The sequence below is a fragment of the Lelliottia amnigena genome, assembly GCF_019047465.1.
Classification (GTDB): domain Bacteria; phylum Pseudomonadota; class Gammaproteobacteria; order Enterobacterales; family Enterobacteriaceae; genus Enterobacter; species Enterobacter amnigenus.
This window is the reverse complement of record NZ_CP077236.1, coordinates 89,801-106,280: the sequence shown is the minus strand read 5'-3', so window position 1 is coordinate 106,280 and position 16,480 is coordinate 89,801. Positions and strand designations below refer to the sequence as shown.

12 protein-coding genes, 2 tRNA genes and 1 pseudogene are annotated in these 16,480 nt (G+C 53.7%); 8 read left to right on the top strand and 7 right to left on the bottom strand.

The features are described from left to right. Positions 1–5: 5 nt before the first annotated feature. The 4 genes from dacD to I6L74_RS00500 all read left to right on the top strand — a co-directional run bounded on the left by dacD (position 6) and on the right by I6L74_RS00500 (position 3,441). Entirely contained in the window at positions 6–1,172 is a 1,167-nt protein-coding gene (dacD, locus tag I6L74_RS00515; RefSeq protein WP_059179575.1) for a serine-type D-Ala-D-Ala carboxypeptidase DacD, read from the top strand. 131 nt (positions 1,173–1,303) lie between these two features. Then, positions 1,304–1,777 (top strand): DNA gyrase inhibitor SbmC, encoded by a 474-nt coding sequence (sbmC, locus tag I6L74_RS00510; RefSeq protein ID WP_059179576.1) that lies wholly within the window; start codon positions 1,304–1,306, stop codon positions 1,775–1,777. Between the two features lie 102 nt (positions 1,778–1,879). Continuing rightward, positions 1,880–2,938: an FUSC family protein gene (locus I6L74_RS00505; protein ID WP_059179577.1), complete on the top strand. Its 1,059-nt coding sequence runs from the start codon at positions 1,880–1,882 to the stop codon at positions 2,936–2,938. A 167-nt stretch (positions 2,939–3,105) separates the two neighbouring features. After that, positions 3,106–3,441, top strand: a complete 336-nt coding sequence (locus tag I6L74_RS00500) for a DUF496 family protein (protein ID WP_015959577.1) — start codon at positions 3,106–3,108, stop codon at positions 3,439–3,441. 111 nt (positions 3,442–3,552) lie between these two features. Here I6L74_RS00500 and I6L74_RS00495 read toward each other — a convergent pair. Continuing rightward, positions 3,553–3,628, bottom strand: a tRNA-Asn gene (locus I6L74_RS00495). Positions 3,629–3,649: 21 nt separating this feature from the next. Here I6L74_RS00495 and I6L74_RS21685 point away from each other — a divergent pair. From I6L74_RS21685 to I6L74_RS00485, 3 genes and pseudogenes are all read left to right on the top strand, one after another. After that, positions 3,650–3,748: pseudogene (locus tag I6L74_RS21685) on the top strand (hypothetical protein); the annotation flags it as partial. 36 nt (positions 3,749–3,784) lie between these two features. Beyond that, positions 3,785–5,299: an EmmdR/YeeO family multidrug/toxin efflux MATE transporter gene (locus I6L74_RS00490; RefSeq protein ID WP_174521010.1), complete on the top strand. Its 1,515-nt coding sequence runs from the start codon at positions 3,785–3,787 to the stop codon at positions 5,297–5,299. A gap of 80 nt (positions 5,300–5,379) precedes the next feature. Next, positions 5,380–5,455: transfer RNA gene (locus I6L74_RS00485), tRNA-Asn, on the top strand. A 107-nt stretch (positions 5,456–5,562) separates the two neighbouring features. Here the strand turns inward: I6L74_RS00485 and I6L74_RS00480 are convergent. The 3 genes from I6L74_RS00480 to shiA all read right to left on the bottom strand — a co-directional run bounded on the left by I6L74_RS00480 (position 5,563) and on the right by shiA (position 10,194). After that, complete coding sequence (locus I6L74_RS00480) at positions 5,563–7,335, bottom strand: aminopeptidase P family protein (protein WP_059179579.1); 1,773 nt, start codon at positions 7,333–7,335, stop codon at positions 5,563–5,565. 14 nt (positions 7,336–7,349) lie between these two features. Next, the gene (locus tag I6L74_RS00475; protein WP_059179580.1) at positions 7,350–8,804 is read right to left on the bottom strand and encodes an AMP nucleosidase; all 1,455 of its coding nucleotides are present in this window, start codon (positions 8,802–8,804) and stop codon (positions 7,350–7,352) included. A gap of 76 nt (positions 8,805–8,880) precedes the next feature. Further along, on the bottom strand, positions 8,881–10,194 hold the full coding sequence (shiA, locus tag I6L74_RS00470; protein ID WP_059179581.1) for a shikimate transporter: 1,314 nt from the start codon (positions 10,192–10,194) through the stop codon (positions 8,881–8,883). Between the two features lie 246 nt (positions 10,195–10,440). Between shiA and pagP the strand changes: the two genes are divergently transcribed. Further along, entirely contained in the window at positions 10,441–11,016 is a 576-nt protein-coding gene (gene pagP, locus I6L74_RS00465) for a lipid IV(A) palmitoyltransferase PagP (RefSeq protein ID WP_059179582.1), read from the top strand. Between the two features lie 10 nt (positions 11,017–11,026). Here the strand turns inward: pagP and I6L74_RS00460 are convergent, their stop codons facing one another. From I6L74_RS00460 to I6L74_RS00450, 3 genes are read right to left on the bottom strand one after another with little or no spacing between them, the layout of a single operon-like run. Beyond that, complete coding sequence (locus I6L74_RS00460) at positions 11,027–11,992, bottom strand: acyltransferase (RefSeq protein WP_059179583.1); 966 nt, start codon at positions 11,990–11,992, stop codon at positions 11,027–11,029. Further along, positions 11,989–15,051, bottom strand: coding sequence for an efflux RND transporter permease subunit (locus I6L74_RS00455; protein ID WP_059179584.1), 3,063 nt, complete (start codon positions 15,049–15,051; stop codon positions 11,989–11,991). The genes I6L74_RS00460 and I6L74_RS00455 overlap by 4 nt, the downstream gene beginning before the upstream one ends. Then, entirely contained in the window at positions 15,051–16,136 is a 1,086-nt protein-coding gene (locus I6L74_RS00450) for an efflux RND transporter periplasmic adaptor subunit (RefSeq protein ID WP_072241899.1), read from the bottom strand. Before I6L74_RS00450 ends, I6L74_RS00455 begins: the two co-directional genes overlap by 1 nt. Between the last annotated feature and the right edge of the window lie 344 nt (positions 16,137–16,480).

Genomic DNA, 16,480 nt, shown 5'->3' with positions numbered 1-16,480 from the left:
TATCGTTGAAACGCCGTCTGTTTATTGCTCTTTCTTTACTCGCTTCGAGTGTTACCTCTGCCCTGGCGGCCAATCCGTTGGATTTTTCACCGCAGCCGCCTGCTATACAGGCTGGCTCATGGGTGCTGATGGACTATACCACGGGTCAAATTTTAACGGCGGGCAACGAACATCAACAGCGTAATCCGGCCAGCCTCACCAAGTTAATGACCGGATATGTTGTCGATCGTGCTATCGACAGCCATCGCATTACGCCTGACGATATGGTTACCGTCGGCCGCGATGCGTGGGCGAAGGGCAATCCGGTATTTGACGGCTCATCATTGATGTTCCTGAAAGCAGGTGAGCGCGTTTCGGTTCGCGACCTGAGCCGAGGGTTAATTGTTGATTCGGGTAATGATGCCTGCGTGGCGTTGGCGGACTATGTAGCGGGTGGACAGCCACAATTCGTCAATATGATGAACGAATATGTTCAAAAACTGGGTTTGCGTGACACCCATTTTGAAACGGTACACGGCCTGGATGCACCAGGGCAACACAGCTCCGCCTATGATCTGGCGGTGCTTTCGCGGGCGATTATCCACGGCGAGCCGGATTTTTATCATATGTACAGTGAAAAGAGTCTGACCTGGAATGGCGTCACGCAGCAAAACCGTAATGGGTTGCTATGGGATAAGAACCTCAAGGTCGACGGACTCAAAACCGGGCACACATCTGGTGCCGGATTTAACCTGATTGCCTCGGCTGTCGATGGTCAGCGCCGGTTGATTGCGGTGATTATGGGTGGGGAGAGTCCGAAAGGGCGTGAGGATCAGGCGCGCAAACTGCTGCATTGGGGCCAGCAAAACTTCGATACCGTGCAAATCTTGCACAATGGCAAAAAAGTGGGCACTGAGCGCATCTGGTACGGCGATAAAGAACACATCTCCCTTGGTACGAACCAGGATTTCTGGCTGGCTCTACCAAAAGCGGAAGTCGCCAACATTAAAGCCAAATACGTACTCGATAAAAAAGAGCTTGAAGCCCCCATTGCTGCGCATCAGCGCGTAGGGGAAATTGAGCTTTACGATCGCGATAAAATTGTGGCGCACTGGCCATTAGTCACGCTGGAAAGCGTCGGTAAGGGTGGGGTGTTTTCACGTCTGAGTGATTATCTGCACCATAAAGCCTGACGGATAATTAACACGGTAACGAGCAGACTGGCACTCCTGCGAGTCTGCTCGCATAATCAACACGTCATATTTGCTGGACATAAAGAATCTGCTTTATAGTGTATAAATACACAGTAATAAACGGAGGCAGTATGGACTACAGCATCAAGCAGCAACAGAAGCGTAAGATTGCCGGTTTTCATATGGTAGGGCCGTGGGAGCAAACCGTTAAGCAAGGTTTTGAGCAACTCATGATGTGGGTGGATGGACATCATATTCAGCCGCTTGAATGGGTCGCTGTCTATTATGATAATCCAGACGAAGTCCCGGCGGAGAAGCTGCGTTGCGATACGGCTGTCACCGTTCCTGATGATTTTGCCATCCCGGCAAACAGCGAAGGCGTTATCCTTACCGAAGTAGCTGCAGGTGATTATGCGATTGCCATAGCACGCGTTGAAAACCATGATTTCGCCACACCCTGGCATAGCTTCTTTAACAGCCTGCTCGAAGACAATCATTATCAAATCGCCCCTAAACCCTGCTTTGAACGCTATCTCAATGATGGCAATGCCGATGGTTACTGGGATATCGAGATGTATGTTCCCGTTCAAAACAAAGCCGGGTAATAATGCTAATTCCTAAGCTTTGTAGGGTTTTTCTGCCGGGCGTGATACGTCTGGCAGAAAACACAGTACAATTGTGATTTGCCGTGTATCTGGAGAGCGGGTGTGCGCCCCGACAAATCATTAACGCCTTTTGAAATCCGACTGTATCGGAATTACCGCGCCGTGCATGGTTGCCGCATCGCGCTGGCTTTCATCCTCACCTTTTTACTGGTGCGTTTGCTGGATATCCCTGAGGGAACCTGGCCTTTGATCACGCTGGTGGTCATCATGGGGCCGATATCTTTTTGGGGAAATGTGGTCCCACGCGCCTTTGAGCGAATCGGCGGCACGATTTTTGGCTCCGCATTAGGGTTGATTGCATTAAAGCTTGAGCTGATTTCGTTGCCCGTGATGTTGCTCTGGTGTGCGGGGGCGATGTTTCTTTGCGGCTGGCTGGCGCTGGGCAAAAAACCGTATCAGGCTCTGCTGATTGGAATTACGCTCGCTGTCGTTGTCGGTGCACCGGCTGGAGACATGGCAACGGCCCTGTGGCGAGGAGGGGATGTGATTCTCGGCTCGCTGTTAGCGATGCTCTTTACAGGGATTTGGCCTCAACGCGCATTTCTACACTGGCGCATTCAGATGGCCAACTATGTGACCGCGTTCAATCGTGTCTATCAGGCGGGTTTTTCACCCAACCTTGTGGAACGTCCACGGCTCGAAAAGCATCTGCAAAAAATCCTCAATGATGTCGTCAAAATGCGTGGGCTCATTGTTCCTGCCAGTAAAGAGACGCACATCCAGAAAGCCATTTTTGAAGCGATTCAAACCGTCAGTCGCAATCTGGTATGCATGCTGGAACTGCAAATAAACGCGCACTGGGCGTCTCGTGCCAGTCACTTTGTCCTTCTGAATGCGAACACGCTGAAAGAGACTCAGCAGATGACCCAGCAAACGCTGCTCACCATCGCTCACGCACTTTACGAGGGGAATCCGCAGCCTATTCTTGCTAACAGCGAGCGGTTGAACGAAATCGTTGCTGAGCTCAAGCAGTTGATCAATGAGCATCAGGGTGACAATGTGTCAGAAACGCCCATCCACGGCTATGTGTGGTTGAGCATGGAGATGGCGAGACAATTAGAGTTGCTGTCGCATCTCATCTGCCGGGCGTTGCGCAAATAAAAAGCAGGCGTCTGCGGATGTGACGCCTGCTGCTACGATTCAGCAGCATTTGAGGTTATGATAGGGCAAACGATATACTCATTGTCATTCGCAACGGCTGTCAGTAAGGTTAACGGTACAGTGGTTGCTTAAACGAATCCGAATCTCACATTATCAGGGGTATCAAAATGGAAACTACCAAGCCTTCGTTCCAGGATGTTCTGGAATTCGTCCGCCTGTTCCGTCGCAAAAACAAACTGCAGCGTGAAATTCAGGACGTTGAGAAGAAGATCCGTGACAACCAGAAACGTGTTCTGCTGCTTGATAACCTGAGCGACTACATCAAGCCGGGTATGAGCGTAGAAGCCATTCAGGGCATCATCGCCAGCATGAAGACCGATTATGAAGATCGCGTTGACGACTACATCATCAAAAATGCTGAGCTGTCCAAAGAGCGCCGCGACATCTCTAAAAAGCTGAAAGTCATCGGCGAAATCAAAAGCAGCGAAGCGAAAAGCGAGTAATAGCTGCTAAGAAAGACTACGCCTCTCTGCGAAAGCAGGGAGGCTTTTTTTTGAGTGATTGCCTGACGCTAAAAAGCAAAAAGCCCGCTCGAAAGCAGGCTTTTTTAAATTTGGCTCCTCTGACTGGACTCGAACCAGTGACATACGGATTAACAGTCCGCCGTTCTACCGACTGAACTACAGAGGAATCGGTTAGGAGGCTTATCTTAGCGGCGAAAAAAGTTTTGTCAAACCTGATCTTACGTTGTTTTGCTTAACTGGTGAATCTGTCGACAGTTTGTCACTTTTGCCCACAGTTTTTTGTTGAAAATACTTTGCAGGATTAGCATTTCTCAATCATCATTTGAAATGTAGTTTCAACTTTCTCTCTTTAAGGTCCATTTTGAACGTCACTGCCGCTCTACGTCAGGCCGTCATGCGTACGCCCTGGTATGCCAAACGCAAAAGTTACCGTGTTCTGTTCTGGCGTGAAATCACCCCTCTTGCTGTGCCTATCTTTCTGGAAAATACCTGCGTTCTGTTGATGGGCGTGTTGAGCACATTCCTGGTGAGCTGGCTGGGCAAAGAGGCGATGGCAGGCGTGGGTCTGGCCGACAGCTTCAATATGGTCGTCATCTCTTTCTTCGCGGCGATTGATCTGGGGACAACCGTCGTGGTCGCGTTTAGCCTGGGCAAGCTTGATCCCAAACGCGCGCGCGAAGCGGCGCGGCAGTCGCTGATGATCATGACGATTTTTTCTATCATTCTCGCGGCAGTGATCCACTATTTTGGCAAAGAGATTATCGACATTGTCGCCGGGGAGGCGACAAGCGACGTTAAAGCTCTGGCGCTCACTTATCTCGAAATGACGGTGTTGAGTTATCCGGCAGCAGCCATCGCGCTTATCGGCAGCGGTGCGCTGCGCGGTGCGGGTAATACCAAGATCCCGCTGCTCATTAACGGCGGGATGAATATCCTGAACATTATCATCAGCAGCATTCTTATCTACGGGGCTTTCTCGTGGGAAGGACTTGGGTTTGTTGGGGCCGGTTTAGGGTTGACGATCTCCCGTTACATCGGTGCTATCGCGATTATTGTGGTGCTGATGGTGGGCTTTAATCCCGCGCTGCGCATTTCGCTGAAAAGCTATTTCCGCCCGTTCAATTTCGCCATTATCTGGGAAGTCATGGGGATCGGTGTTCCGGCGAGTATCGAATCGGTGCTGTTTAACGGCGGGAAACTGCTCACTCAAATGTTTGTTGCCGGGATGGGGACTGACGTCATCGCCGGTAACTTTATTGCTTTCTCAATTGCCTCGCTGATTAACTTGCCGGGCAATGCGTTGGGGTCCGCTTCCACGATTATTACGGGTAAACGACTGGGCAAGGGACAAATTGCGCAGGCGGAGCGCCAGCTGCGCCATGTGTTTTGGCTCTCAACGATTGGCCTGTCGCTCATCGCGTGGGGGACGGCGCCGTTTGCCGGGCTTTTGGCCTCGTTTTATACCCGGGAAGACGATGTCAAAGAGGTGGTGAAAATTCTCATTTGGCTGAACGCGGCGTTTATGCCGATCTGGGCCGCCTCCTGGGTGCTACCTGCCGGGTTAAAAGGCGCGCGCGACGCACGCTTTGCGATGTGGGTCTCGATGCTGGGAATGTGGGGATGCCGCGTAGTGGCGGGCTATACGCTGGGAATTATGCTCGGCATGGGCGTTGTCGGCGTCTGGCTGGGGATGTTCCTTGATTGGGCGGTTCGTGGGGTTCTGTTCTACTGGCGGATGGTGAGCGGGCGATGGCTATGGAAATACCCGCGAAAAAAGGCGGAATCTGAGCATAAAAAACTGCCAGAAAGTCTTTCAAATGCGCAAAGTGGAGAATAAATCGGCAAACGAACTTTTTTGCGCATTCAGTCTTTGACAATGAAGGGGCACGTCGATAATATGCGCCCCGTTCACACGATTCCTCTGTAGTTCAGTCGGTAGAACGGCGGACTGTTAATCCGTATGTCACTGGTTCGAGTCCAGTCAGAGGAGCCAAATTAGAAAAGCCTGCTTAAGGAAACTTAAGCAGGCTTTTTGCTTTTCTGCGCAAGGCAAATGTGAAACGTTTTGACCGGAAAGAGGGGGCGACGCCCCCATCATGCCTATCGGCTCACGCGAATCGGTGCCGTCGCTTCAAACAGCCACGGGCGCGCGTCGCTCTCAACCAGAGGCGACAGAATGTCTCTCACCTGCTGGTGATAACTGTCCAGCCACTGTTTCTCCTGCTCGCTCAGCAAGTTCAGCTCAACCTGACTCAAATCTATGGGGATCAGCGTGAGCGAAGCAAATTTGCAGAAACCGGGCATGCTTTCCACAATTTCAACCTGGTTTTCAATGCGAATACCATGGCTGTCCGCCTGATAATAGCCCGGCTCAATGGTGATGATGCTGCCAGCCAGCAGCGGCCACGGATTCACTTTTTTCGCAATACGCTGCGGGTTTTCGTGGATCAATAACTGATGTCCCACGCCATGCCCGGTACCGTGATCGTAATCAAGCCCCAACTCCCACAGCGGACGACGCGCAAACGCGTCCAACTGATGCCCCTGCGTCCCCGACGGGAACTGCAGCGTAATGAGCGACAAAAAGCCTTTAAGCACGGCGGTGTAATGCAGACGCTGCTGTGCATCGAGCTTGCTGTAGGCCAGCGTGCGCGTCGCATCGGTGGTGCCGTTGTGATATTGCCCGCCTGAATCATTCAGATAAAAATGCGTGCTGACGATCGGTTTGTTGGTCGCGTCGCTTGAGTGGTAATGGCACATTGCCGCGTTGCTGGCAGACGCCGAAATTGTGGCAAAACTCTGCTCGATAAAATAGGGCTGCTGCTGACGGAAGGCCAGCTGTTGTGCCTGCGCTTCCAGCTCTGTCAGCGGATGACCCGCGGCTTCACGCTGCGGGACCTCGCGGGACAACCAGGCGAGGAAATTAACCCAGGCTGCGCCATCGAACTGATGACATTCGCGATAGCCTGCCAGTTCAACCGCGTTTTTTTGCGCCTTCATCATGGTGATTGGATCAGCTTGCCAGAGAATTTCACCCTGCGGCTCAATGGCAAAGCGCAATGCGACAGGTGCGGAATCAGCATCCACCCAGACGCGTTTGCCTTCGGAAATCTGCTGGCAGCGACGGACAAAATCGTCCTGGGCTGAAACCACGACCGATTCCAGTGCAGATGCGGGGAGATCGCGAATCTTTTCGCCATCAACAAACCATTCGACTGTGCCTTCGCGGCTCAGCAGGGCGAACGAGAGCGGCACCGGGCTGGTCGGAATATCAGAACCGCGCACGTTCAGCAGCCAGGCAATATTGTCCGGCAGGGTGATCGCCACGTAATCGGCCTCTTTTGCCGCCAGCAGTTGAGCAATGCGCTGGCGTTTCGCCACGCTGCTTTCACCGCTAATGTCTTCCGGCATCTCGCGAATCAGACCCGCGGGCGCAGCAGGGCGGTCAGTCCAGATCGTGTCGAAAGGTGACTCCGTTAGCGGAACGAATTCGCACTGCGTAGCGCAAAGTTGCTGATATTCCGTTTGGGTCATGAGCATTGGGTCAAACGCGATGCGGGTGCCGGCGTCAAGGTTTTCCGCCAGCCACTCGGCCAGCGGTTCGTTATGCAGATGGTGAATTTCAATATCATCCAGATTGACCTGAACGCGAGCCTGGACCTGATAGCGACCGTCCACAAAAAGCAGCGCGCGATCGTGTAGCACCAACGCCTGCCCGGCGGAGCCATCAAACCCGGTAAGCCAGGCCAGTTTTTCATCGGATGATGCGCAGTATTCGCTTTGCCACGCATCGGCGCGAGGCACAATCATGCCCGCGAATTGATTGTCATGAAGCCAGTGGCGAAGCGCCGACAGCGGTGATGTAGTGTTCATCGTTTTCCTTATTATTAGCGGAACGGCGGCTCGTTGAAGGTTCGCAACTTACGGGAATGCAGCTTGTCACCCTCCGCACGCAGTAAATCGATCGCGCGAATACCAATTTGCAAATGCTCGGAAATCGCCCCTTCGTAGAAGCGGTTGGCCTGTCCTGGTAGCTTGATCTCGCCGTGCAGCGGTTTATCGGAAACGCACAGCAGCGTGCCGTAAGGCACACGGAAGCGATAGCCCTGGGCGGCGATGGTGGCGCTTTCCATATCGATTGCCACCGCGCGGCTCAGATTAAAGCGCAGCGCCGATGCCGAATAACGTAACTCCCAGTTGCGGTCGTCAGTGGTGACGACGGTACCGGTGCGTAGACGCTGTTTAACCTCTTCACCTGGCATACCGCTGACTTCTTTGGTTGCGTCGTACAACGCGCGCTGCACTTCTGCGATGCTTGGGATCGGAATATCGGGCGGCAGAACCGCATCAAGAACGTGATCGTCACGCAGGTAAGCGTGAGCCAGCACGTAATCGCCAATCAGCTGGCTTTCGCGCAGACCGCCGCAGTGGCCAATCATCAGCCACACGTCCGGGCGCAGGACCGCGAGGTGGTCACAGATGGTTTTAGCATTCGACGGGCCGACGCCAATGTTGATGAGCGTAATGCCCTGGCCATCGGCGGTAATCAAATGCCAGGCGGGCATCTGGTGTTTTTTCCAGGCCAGGTCGGAGACGGCCATTTCCGGCGTTTCAGTTTCGGCGGTGATCCAGATCCCCCCCGCGCACGAGAGCGCCACGTAAGGGCTATCGGGATCGAGGATCTGGCTGCAACCCCAGCGCACGAACTCATCCACGTAGCGGGTGTAGTTGGTGAACAGCACGAACGGCTGGAAATGTTCGGCTGGCGTCCCGGTGTAGTGACGCAGACGCGCCAGCGAGAAGTCGACGCGGCGGGCATCGAAATGCGACAGCGGCGAAAATTCAGCAGGATGATAAATCCCATCGGCGGTTTCATCGCCAATCTGCGACAGCTCGGTGGTGGGGAAATGGCGGGTTAAGCCTGCGCTCATGGAGCGATCCAGCGTCAGTGCGGAGCCATCAATCACGTAGGGATAGGGAATTTCGTGCAATGACGGTTCAACGGCGATGTGCGCGCCATAATCCTGATACAGCAGCGTCAACTGTTCTTCAAGGTAAGGGCGAAACAGCGCGGGGCGGGTGATGGTGGTGGAGTAACAGCCTGAGTGGGTAAAACGGGCGTAGGCACGGGTTTTAGGCGTTGTGGTGGTGCCCCCGTCCCAGGTCACAGAAAGAGAGGGATAAACAAAAAGGCCATCTAATCGGGCCTTTTCATCAGGCAGTTTTCCGTTTTCAAGATACTCGCTAATGGCGCTGCGCAGGGCGCTGACAGATTGCTCATACAGCGCGTCCAGTTTTTCCAGTGCCTGAGCCGGTGTCAGGCTGGAGCCCTTATTATTCATGTCTGTCTCCTTGTTCCACATAAGTGCGACGTCACTCGATAGTATGTCACACGTATGTGAAAAAAAAGTCAGGACATCAGGCGCGTGCGTCTTTCATGAACAGCGCCGTCGCGGCGGAAATCAGGCAGCCCGCCAACAGATAAATCGCCACGCTATGCCAGTTGCCGCCCGAGAAGGTCACTAACGCGGCGGCGATAAACGGTGTAAATCCGCCACCGACGACGCTGGCCACCTGATAGCCGACGCCCGCACCACTGTAGCGATAGCGGGCACCAAACATTTCCGTGAACATGGGCTGCTGGACGCACACCACCATGTCATGGGCGATATTCGCCAGCATGATGGCGAAAAACACAATCCAGAACAGCGACTGCGCTTCCAGCGCCATAAAGAACGGCCAGGCGCTGAGCGTTCCGATCAGTGCACCGGTAATGTAGACGCGCCGACGACCAAAGCGATCGGCAAGCCACGCAAAGCACGGAATGGTCAGACAGCTAATGGCCCCGACCAGCAGGCCAATATTCAGAAAAAGTTCACGCGGCAAACCGAGGTTTTGCGTCGAATAATTCAGCGCGAACGCGGTGACGATATACATCGTTAACAGCTCGCACAGACGCAGCCCGATGATCTTCAGGAATGCGCCGGGATGCTGAAACAGCGCTTCCATCACCGGCAGACGTTTTTTGACGACCGGTTTTTCGCGCTGCTGTTTTTCGAATTCCGCCGACTCTTCCATGCCGTTGCGCACCCACAGCGCGCCCAGCACCAGTACGATGCTAAACAGGAACGGAATACGCCAGCCCCAGCTCAGGAACTGCTCATCAGTGGTGAGCTGGCTGATTAATGACACCAGCCCGGTTGAGAGCAGCAAGCCCACGCCGTAACCGACCTGCACGCCGCTGCTGTAGAACGCTTTTTTGTGTTTTGGCGCGCTTTCAACGGACAGCAGCGCGGCGCCGCCCCATTCTCCGCCAACGGCAAAGCCCTGGATTGCTCGCAGCGTCACCAGCAGGACGGGCGCCCACCAGCCTATCGTGGCGAAAGAGGGCAAAATACCAATCAATGCAGTGGCTATGCCCATCATCCAGACGGTGAGCATCAGCATTCTTTTACGGCCCAGTTTGTCGCCAAAATGCCCGAAGATAATGCCGCCCAGCGGCCGGAACAGGAATCCCACGCCAAAGGTCGCGAACGCGGCGAGCGTCCCCATGGCGGGGCTAATCTGCGGGAAAAACTCGCGATTAAAGACCAGTGCGGCGGTAATGCCGTAGAGCAAAAAATCATACCAGTCGACGACGGCTCCGGCGAAGCTACCAAAAGCCGCGCGACGGGCGCGGGTGAGCGATGGTGTCTCCTCGCCTGGGCGATCGGAGATGAGGGTGGAATCCATGTTAAGTCCTGTCTGTACCGATTTTTTTATTATTAGTATGGGAAAAGATTACTCACATTCGCGTCACCAATCATAGGCAACGCTTATGAGACTACCCCGACAGGGGCCGGGAGAAAATGATTTTATCGTCTCATTGCCGAAAAAATGAGACGAAATCGTAATGAATTCGCGTTGGTTTCCGGTTCGCAGGCAAAGGATGGTTTACAGTATTGAATATCGTCGTGCGATATTGCTGAGGGATTAACGATGCGACAACTTCGAATTGCTTTTGTATTCATGGCTGTGTTTATGACGTTTTCACTGCGCGCTGAGCCTGGGGTGTACGGCGAACAGCGTATCAGCCGCTGGTGGAACGAATGGACCACCGATGTTTCGCAGACGTGGAGCGAACCGCAGCACTACGATCTGTATGTCCCCTTTTTGAGCTGGCATGCGCGTTTTATGTATGACAAAGAAAAAACCGACAATTACAACGAAATGCCGTCGGGCGGGGGTTTTGGTATTTCTCGCTACGATGAAGAGGGCGACTGGAGTTCGCTTTACGCCATGATGTTTAAGGACTCGCATAACGAATGGCAGCCCATCATCGGCTATGGCTGGGAAAATGGCTGGTATCTGGATAATGCGCGGGATTTCCGGCTGGGACTGGGCGTGACCGCAGGGATCACGGCACGCAAAGATTTTGCTAACTATGTGCCGTTACCCATCGTTTTACCGCTATTTTCTGCCGGCTATAAGAACCTGAACGTCCAGTTCACTTATATTCCGGGCACCTACAATAACGGCAACGTATTATTTGCCTGGCTGCGCTACGGCTTTTAACCCCGGGCATCTAAATCGTAATCACTTTTTTGATCAATGAGTGCGATAGCGCCAGCATTGAGATCAGCACCGAGGCGATGAACGTCAGCGCCATCAGGATGAATTTCGTCGACAGTGACGTCACGGGAATAAGCGCAGTGAGAAGGTGAAAAACCGAATAGTGAAGAATATACACCCCGGTCATTGTCTTGCTGATGGTGGCTAAAATAGCCTCTTTAAACTCAACGTTGCGGCGAAAGCGCACGCCGTTGGCGGCGATAACCAGCGCTACAATCAGAAAATAGATTTGCGAGCCCGTCAGAATAAACGCATTGCGGTCGGCCTTGAACAGGGCAAAAAAGAAATGCTGCTCGTAAAACCAGGTGAACAGATAAATTAGCGGGATTGCCCCGAGCGCTATTTTGACCACCCTGTCTTTGCTGATCCAGGCGGCAATCAGCGGGTCAAAAAACAGCTGACCGGTCAGGTAAAACAGCAGCCAGGTCCACAAACGATATTGCGGCGCGAGCGAAAGCAGGTGTTTTTCGGGATATAACGCTGCCAGCAAATCGTAGCCGTAGGCAAAAAGCAGCAGCGAAAATATTCCCCAGCAAAACAGTCTGCGGCGCTGGCTTAACCATTCGATAACCGGATGGAAGGTGTAAATCACAATAAAGGTAAAGACAAACCACGGCTGGATTAAATAGCCGCGCTGATAAGGTTCCCACAGATAATAAACCGTCATCCAGAACAGAAAGACGATCACGATGCTTTGGATTTTACCGACTTGCCAGCGCGCACCGTGCCGCGATTGTGCGTCGAGATAGCCCGCTATTACAAAAAACAGCGGTGTGGCGATGGTCGAGATAAACGTCAGAAACCCCAGAATCCAGTGGTAATCGTAGTCGTAACGGTCCCAGGTGTTATAGAGGGTAAAAAACGTCACCGCCGTCATGCATCCCAGCGTTTTAAGAATATTCAGTCCGGTTGAATTCATGGTGCTTCTGTCCCTGGCGGTCGATGGAAACAGGCATAAATAACCGGAAGCACCAGAAGCGTCAAGATGGTCGCGAATCCCAGGCCAAACATAATCACCACCGCCATGCTCTGGAAGAACACATCACGCAGGAGCGGAGCCAGTCCTAACACGGTGGTAAATGCGGTCAGCAGAATAGGGCGCAAACGCGACGTAGCGGCATAGACAATCGCCTCGTGCTGCGGTTTTTGCTGCTTCTGCTGTTCAATTTCTTCGACCAACACAATGCCGTTACGGATAAGCATGCCGCTGAGGCTCAATAACCCGATCAACGCCATAAAACCGAACGGAATGCCGGTCAGCAAAAAGCCTGGCGTCACGCCGATGAGCGCCAGCGGCACCGTCAGCCAGATGGCAACGGCGTTTTTCACCGAGCTAAACATCAGGATGGTGATGATAAACATCACCAGATACCCAATCGGCAGCGTTGAGAAGACCCCTTGCTGCGCCTCGCTGGAACTTTCTGCGTCACCACCCCATTCGATGCTGTAGCCGTGCGGCAGCGCCAGGGCATCTATCTGCGGTTTAACCCGCGCCAAAATATCGCCCGAGGTTTGCTGGCTAAGCGGCGACGGGTCGGTCTGAACCGTCAGCACGCGGCTGCGGTCGCGGCGCAGGATCAACGGATCTTCCCACTCCAGCGTAAAGCCGCTCACCACGTTACTTATCGGAATGTACTGCTGACGGTTTTGACTCCACACCAGCACGTTATTGAGATGATTAGCATCCTGACGTTCGTTTTCTGGCGGACGGACGACGACGGGCAGCAGATCCGAGCCTTCGCGGTATAACCCTACCCGACTCCCGGAGAAATTCATCTCCAGCGCATTATCAATATCTTGCTTATCGACGCCCAGTTCCCGACCCAATGCTGGCGAATACTGCGGACGAATCACTTTGCTGCGGTTCTGCCAGTCGTTTCGCACGCTGTCGGTGGCCGGATCGCGACTGAGAATATCGTCAACCTGACTGGCGATCTGCCGCAGCCTGTCCGGCTCGGGTCCCTTGATTCGCACCTCAATGGCGCTGTCACCGGACGGGCCGAACATCACGCGTTTGGTGCTGGCGTTAACCTGGGGATAGTGGCGGGCAAAGTAGTCATCGACGTGGCGGGTAAGCGCCGGAATATTACGCTGGTCGTCCATGCGCACCATAATTTGCGCGTAATTGCTGTACTGGCGCTGGCCGCTGTAGGTCAAAATAAAGCGCATGCTTCCCTGGCCGATAGTCGACACCGTCGTCACCACGCCATCCTGGCCGTTAATCGCTTTTTCGATGTCGCCGGTCATTTTCTCAGTCTGGCTGATATCCGTTCCGTAAGGTAACCACAGGTCGACGAAGAAAATAGGCGTGTTCGATGAGGGGAAGAAGTTTTGCCGCACCGAGCCAAAACCCCAGACCGCCGCGACCAGCAGTGCAACCATCAACGTCAGCGTCACCGCTTTGCGCTCCAGCAGGGCGTTCAGCATCTGCTGATAAATTTGGTAAAACCGCGCGTTATAAGGATCGGTTTGCGCGGGCGTTTCCACTGTTTTTTGCCCTTTGAACAGCCACCATTTGATCATCACCGGCGTAATCGTCAGCGCCGAGAACCAGCTCAGCATCAGCGAAATCAGTAAAACCTGGAACAGCGATTTGCAGTATTCCCCGGTCGAATCCTGAGAAAGCCCGATGGGCGCAAACGCCAGAATAGCGATCACCGTTGCGCCTAAGAGCGGTAGCGCCGAGCGGCGAATCACGTAATTGACGGCGGTCATCAGGGTTGAGCCCTGCTGTCGGGCGATCAACACCCCTTCGACAATCACAATCGCATTATCGACCAGCATGCTCAGGGCGATAATCAGCGCCCCCAGAGAAATGCGCTGCAGCTCGATCCCCCAGAGATACATAATGAGCAGCGTGCCTAACACGTTAAGCGCGAGGGAAAGCGCGATAATAATCCCACTGCGGACGCCCATAAAAATCAGCAGAACGCCGATAACAATCGCCAGCGCCATCAGGAAGTTGATGATAAATCCGTTAACCGAATGCCCCACTTCCGCAGCCTGATCGTAAAACAGATCGATATTGATGCCCGCCGGTTTTTCTGCCGACATTTGCTGCAGCTTGGCCTCTAACGCACGCCCCACATCAATCACATTGACGCCGGGAATAAATGACACGCCCATGGTCACGGCCTGCTGGCCATTGGCGTGATAGATACTGGAAGGCGACTCCGTCAGCCCGCGTGATAGCGTCGCAATATCACGCAGACGCGTCGCGGCCCCCGTACCGTATGGGGTGATAATCAAATCGCCCAGCTCATCGATGTTTTCAAATTCGCCGGTCGGATGCAGGCGAATTGACTCGCTGCCAGAGGCGATCTCACCGGCGTTAGACACCACGTTCACCCGGCTGAGGATCGCGGAAAGCTGCGTAAGCGTAATGCCGCGCGCGGCCATTTTGGGTAGCGAGATATCGACATTGATCTGCTGCGGTATCGCGCCCCCTATGGCGACTTTGCCAACGCCGGGGATCAATACTAGCTCGCGCCGCAGCTGCTCGGCATAGCGGGCCAGCTCTGCGTTAGTAAATTCATCGCCGGAAAGGGCAAAGAAGAAACCAAACACATCGCCAAAATCATCATTCACAAACGGCGTCACGACGCCTGGCGGAAACTGGCGCGAAGCGTCACCCACGCGACGGCGCAGCTCATCCCAGATTTGCGGCAGTTCGCTGGAGTGATAGCGCGACGCGATATTGACGGTTATTTGCGATAAGCCATTTGATGAAATCGAACTCACGTTATCGAGCGAGGGAAGCTGCTGTAACGCGTTTTCCAGGGGCAGGGTGACCTCTTCTTCGACTTGCTGAGCGGAGGCACCGGGATAGTGAGTAATGACCACCGCCGTTTTAATGGTGAAAGCAGGGTCTTCAAGACGACCAATGTTCAGCAGCGCAAAAATACCGCCGACGCCCAGCAGCAGAATAGTCAGCCAGACGCGAATGGGATTGTCGATAAACTGGCGGGAGATATCCATTACAGACCTCGCTCACGCGTCCAGATGCGAACGGGCTGTTTAGCGTGCAATTCCCCCACACCCGCAGCCACCACGCGCTCTCCCGCTTTGAGGCCTTCGGTAACAATGACGCCCTGGGCGGTGACTTGCCCAACGCTCACTTTGCGATCCTCCAACTGGAGTTTGTCGCCGTCGCCTTGCACAACCCAGACATGTGGCTCATTACGCGGGCTGTTATCCGGGTTAAACACCGCTTCGACTGGGACGACCAGGGCATTTTGCCCCGCGCCTGCCGGGAGATTGGCCAGATTGATGGTGACTGTTCCGCTGACGCCGCCCACGACCGGGAAATCATCCGGGCGCGGCAGGGTTAAAATAACCTGCCAGGTCAGCGTATTGCTGTCGCTACTGCCGGTGTGTTCTTTGTAGACTGCGCTGAATTCGCGATCCGGCATCGAGTTAATCTTCACCACGGGGCGGTAGTTGGCATTACGAATATCCAGGGTTTTGAACAGGTTTTCTGGAATGCTAAACACCACATCCAGCAAATCGGTACGCGTCAGCGTCAGAATCGGCTGACCGGCGCTGACAACCTGATGATTACGGACGTGAACGCTGGCCGCAACGCCACCAAACGGGGCTACCAGCGTCATCTGATTCAACTCTTCTTGCGCGATTTTCAGCGCCGCATTGGCGGAGTCGCGGGTGGCGCGCTGAACGTCCATTTCCGCTTTCGAAATGGCCTGACGGCCAGCCAGCGTCTGGAAGCGATCGAATTGCCGCTGCGCAAGCGTGGCGGAAGTCTGGTGATCTTTGACGCGCTGCAGGACTTCTCGCGTATTGAGTTGGGCCAACGGCTGACCCTGTTTTACGCTGGTTCCCTGACGGATATCGAGCGTTTCAATCTGGCCGCCGCGCTTGAATGAGAGGTCGGTAGCGTCGCCAGACTCAATTCGCGCCGGGAAGACGCGCTGCTGCGCCTGACCTGCTGCCGTTACCACGGCGACTTTCACCATGCGTGGCTGGGGCGCCGTTTCCTGAGTTTTGGGATCGCAGGCCGTTGTCAGTAATATAAGGACGGGTAGAAGAGAAATGTAACGATTCACGATATTCCCCTAATAAATATAAAATTTCTTTATTCCGTACATTTAGCAATGACGTTTCTATTCTGCGAGCGCGGACACCACCAGATAAGTCAATAGACCCACGGCGGAACTGGTGACGATGGCAAGGACAATAAAGAAAAACAGGCGAATCAAACTATATCCAAACATTTCTTCTCCCTTATCTTTATACGTAAGCGAGTTAATGATGACAATTTGAAGTCTGCGTGGAGGGCTGAGTTAGCCGTAATGCCTGCTAATGATAATAGTCGCAGAAATAATAAAAGGTTAAACATATCTTAATGTTGGGAGTAACGCGGATATGCGCAGCGAGAGGGATGAATCAA

What these genes read in the sequence shown, in the direction of transcription:
- sbmC (WP_059179576.1), top strand. Translation starts at nt 1,304, where the DNA reads ATGGACTACAGCATCAAGCAGCAACAGAAGCGTAAGATTGCCGGTTTT.
- I6L74_RS00500 (WP_015959577.1), top strand. Translation starts at nt 3,106, where the DNA reads ATGGAAACTACCAAGCCTTCGTTCCAGGATGTTCTGGAATTCGTCCGC.
- I6L74_RS00480 (WP_059179579.1), bottom strand. Translation starts at nt 7,335, where the DNA reads ATGAACACTACATCACCGCTGTCGGCGCTTCGCCACTGGCTTCATGAC.
- I6L74_RS00475 (WP_059179580.1), bottom strand. Translation starts at nt 8,804, where the DNA reads ATGAATAATAAGGGCTCCAGCCTGACACCGGCTCAGGCACTGGAAAAA.
- shiA (WP_059179581.1), bottom strand. Translation starts at nt 10,194, where the DNA reads ATGGATTCCACCCTCATCTCCGATCGCCCAGGCGAGGAGACACCATCG.
- pagP (WP_059179582.1), top strand. Translation starts at nt 10,441, where the DNA reads ATGCGACAACTTCGAATTGCTTTTGTATTCATGGCTGTGTTTATGACG.
- I6L74_RS00460 (WP_059179583.1), bottom strand. Translation starts at nt 11,992, where the DNA reads ATGAATTCAACCGGACTGAATATTCTTAAAACGCTGGGATGCATGACG.
- I6L74_RS00455 (WP_059179584.1), bottom strand. Translation starts at nt 15,051, where the DNA reads ATGGATATCTCCCGCCAGTTTATCGACAATCCCATTCGCGTCTGGCTG.